The organism is Vibrio rumoiensis 1S-45, from assembly GCF_000286955.2.
GTDB lineage: Bacteria > Pseudomonadota > Gammaproteobacteria > Enterobacterales > Vibrionaceae > Vibrio > Vibrio rumoiensis_A.
Window position 1 is genome coordinate 1 of record NZ_AJYK02000009.1, and the last position, 1,992, is coordinate 1,992.

3 protein-coding genes and 1 pseudogene are annotated in these 1,992 nt (G+C 33.6%); all 4 read right to left on the reverse strand.

The window, feature by feature from the left end; translation table 11 throughout:
- Positions 1–18 precede the first annotated feature (18 nt).
- Entirely contained in the window at positions 19–225 is a 207-nt protein-coding gene (dmpI, locus tag A1QC_RS01930) for a 4-oxalocrotonate tautomerase DmpI (protein WP_017024954.1), read from the reverse strand.
- A gap of 81 nt (positions 226–306) precedes the next feature.
- Complete coding sequence (locus A1QC_RS01935) at positions 307–879, reverse strand: NAD(P)H-dependent oxidoreductase (RefSeq protein ID WP_039836380.1); 573 nt, start codon at positions 877–879, stop codon at positions 307–309.
- A gap of 47 nt (positions 880–926) precedes the next feature.
- A complete protein-coding gene (locus A1QC_RS01940; protein WP_017024956.1) occupies positions 927–1,286 on the reverse strand; it encodes a MerR family transcriptional regulator in 360 nt (119 codons plus the stop codon).
- A gap of 454 nt (positions 1,287–1,740) precedes the next feature.
- Positions 1,741–1,973 (reverse strand): annotated as a pseudogene (locus A1QC_RS15320) (hypothetical protein); the annotation flags it as partial.
- Between the last annotated feature and the right edge of the window lie 19 nt (positions 1,974–1,992).

Consider the following 1,992-nt stretch of genomic DNA (forward strand, 5'->3'; position numbering starts at 1 on the left):
GACACCTATCCTTATTTGTTATATTGGTTTATTGAACTCTTGTTTTATTTGCATTACGGTTTTACCACCGATAGCAATATTATCATCTGACTGTTCTCGAATTGAAACTAAAAATAGTTCTTTGGGTATGCCAGTCACTTCAACAGAAACGTCAGTTAACCTCTCGATTAGCTTTGCTTTAACTTTTGGTGATAATTGACCGGATTCAAATGTAATAAATGGCAAAATTATATTCCTTTAATATTATTAATAATAAAATGGCCTCTTAGATAGACACTATATAAATATATCGTCTATTTAAGCCAACTATATGTTATTAGCTAGGCTTTCTACTTTTTTAAACCATTTTTCTCTTGTGTGCTTGTTCGAGCTTAATACAGGACCAAAATACGTTGAAGATTTGTTTCTAATGCCCGAAAATTCTAAAATAGCCCTTTTTAATTGCTTGTAAATTAGGTTTCCTTGAAAGTACTTGTACCAAAATGGTGGTGTATCTAGCGTAATAATTAACTCAGAAGTACGCCCGGTTAATAGCTTTTCTATCGCCGATTTCCCTCCATTGTATTTAAAAGCAAAACCAGGCAAAAAAGTTCTATCAATAGCGCCTTTAAATTTTGCAGGTATGCTTCCCCACCAGACAGGACTAACGATAACAATATGTTCAGACCATTGAATCATTTTTTGAAAGCTTAACAAATCAGGCTCTAAAGGAAGTTCTTTATCATAACCTTCACTTAGATTTAGCTTAAAGTCCATCGCTGAAATATCTATTTTTTTAACATCATGCTTGAGTCTAGCTTCATTAAAATAATGTTCAGCGATAGATTTACACATACTAATTGACTTCGGATTAGCATTGATAACTAGGATTTTTTTCATAAATTTACTCTGCATTAATTAACAACAAATGCAGTATAAACTCTCACCTATGGGTTAGAGTCAAGATGTTTTAAACACGTGTCTATTGAAACTTGAAAATCTGTAATACTATTTTTTTTAATTTCTAAATTCTTTATTTCATTCTCTATCATGTTATATTTCTGATTTAGAAAATCACGTACTAAATACCAATCAAACCCTTCCTGTTTACTAATCAACACTACCATTTCAGAAAGACTAATACCTAGTGTTTGTGCTTCTTTAATTATTTTAATAAGTGCGATGTTTTCTGCGGTGTAAACGCGGTATTTCCCTTCTCTTGATACTTTCAACAATCCCACAGATTCATATAGTCGGATAGCTCTTTGTGTCGCTCCAGACAATTTTGAGGCTTCTCCGATGAACATAGAATTTTCCTTATTTGATATAGAGTTGGCAACTAACGCTACATTAAGCATAATAAAATAGCAGGTTAAACTTTGGTCGGAACTTCTATGGCTGATTAAACTTCTAAATCGTGCCAATGTATTTCGTTTATATGCACCATACTATCCTTGGCATTTAACCGTATATTAGCAATAAACACGTATAAAACCGGATGCTTTTAATACATGATTACCGCTAATTAATTTATCACCATAAAATACTTCAACCATCTATTTTTAAAAGTATTTTGAAGATTTAATGTGATGGTGAAAGCGAGAATTGAATGTAACGAGCTAATTGTTACAGCGATGAGCTTTCACGTGAGTTTTATTGGTGTGAGAGATCTCGGATAACTCGTTTCTCGTTTCTGGGTTGATGAGTTTGAATAGTTGCTAACACTTTGGTTTTTATGAAAAATGCAGTGAGATATAGATGTTATGACTTTTTCTTACTCAGTTGAACCAGTGTTTCATGCCATGCTGTATTGCCATCTTTCTTGGTTAAATCATATTCAGTACAGAACTGAGATATCGTCATATTGTTGTCACCAGTTGCTAACTTTAACGCTAACTGGACTTGTTGAAGTTTGCTTTGAAGGCGGTATGTTTGCGCTCAGCAGAGCCTATTCTAGGGGCGGCTTCTCCCAGTAGAAATTTCAGCTGAGCGACACCTATCCTTATTTGTTAT

Excerpts from the sequence above, each read along its gene's own strand:
- A1QC_RS01935 (WP_039836380.1), bottom strand. The coding sequence starts at position 879 with ATGAAAAAAATCCTAGTTATCAATGCTAATCCGAAGTCAATTAGTATG.
- A1QC_RS01940 (WP_017024956.1), bottom strand. The coding sequence starts at position 1,286 with ATGTTCATCGGAGAAGCCTCAAAATTGTCTGGAGCGACACAAAGAGCT.